1 protein-coding gene and 1 pseudogene are annotated in these 767 nt (G+C 59.2%); both read right to left on the bottom strand.

Annotated elements, in window-relative coordinates; genetic code table 11:
• Positions 1-360: pseudogene (locus tag ENZ75_RS35510) on the bottom strand (hypothetical protein); the annotation flags it as partial.
• 77 nt (positions 361-437) lie between these two features.
• The coding region (locus ENZ75_RS33345; protein ID WP_206617183.1) for a UDP-3-O-acyl-N-acetylglucosamine deacetylase at positions 438-767 on the bottom strand (330 nt) is incomplete at its 5' end.

Here is a 767-nt window from a genome sequence, read left to right as displayed (position 1 = left end):
GCCCTGATTGTAGAGAACATCGGCCGGTTCGGTCTGGTCGACATAGGTCGACAGGTCGATATCTTTCTCCGACGACATGCAGGCCGACAGGAAGAGCGATGGAACAACTACTGAAAGCGCCAGGAAAACGGCCCTCTGCGGTGCTTTCAATTGACCAACTCGCTTGAAGAACATGATTGGATCTCGCCCTTTCGGCGCTATTTCAATGCCAGTTGCATGCCATTGTTTCAAAACTGGTCCCCACTTTTGAACGACATGCACTAATCGACGGCAGCAGCCATAAACCATAACCGCCTTGCCCGGCAACGCTATCTCCGGCCAATCGCACATTTTTGTGGCGGCCGGACGCAGCTTGGACATCAATGCAATTTCACTGGCGGGTGGTGCATTCCTGCAACACGCGCAATTCCCCATGGAACCCGAAAAACCTGGGAAAATCAGATCATCCAGGGCGCGTAGAGCGGCGCGTTGACGGCGTTCATCTCGGCGCTGCGGCCACGCTCCCGGCGCGTCGTCTCGACGATCTCGAACGCCGTGCGATCCGACAGCAGGCGGCGCAGGGCCGCGGCATTCATCCTGTGGCCGCCGCGATAGGAGCGGAAGCAGCCGATGAAACGGGCGCCGGCCAGCGCCAGGTCGCCCATGGCGTCCAGCGTTTTATGGCGCACGAATTCGTTGGGATAGCGCAGGCCGCCCATGTTGATGACGCGGTTGTCGTCGCCGATCACCAGCGAATTCTCCAGCGAGGAGCCGAGCGCATAGCCTGC

The sequence above is a fragment of the Mesorhizobium sp. M7A.F.Ca.CA.002.04.1.1 genome (assembly GCF_004022805.1).
GTDB lineage: Bacteria > Pseudomonadota > Alphaproteobacteria > Rhizobiales > Rhizobiaceae > Mesorhizobium > Mesorhizobium ciceri.
This window is presented reverse-complemented; position numbering and strand designations above follow the sequence as displayed.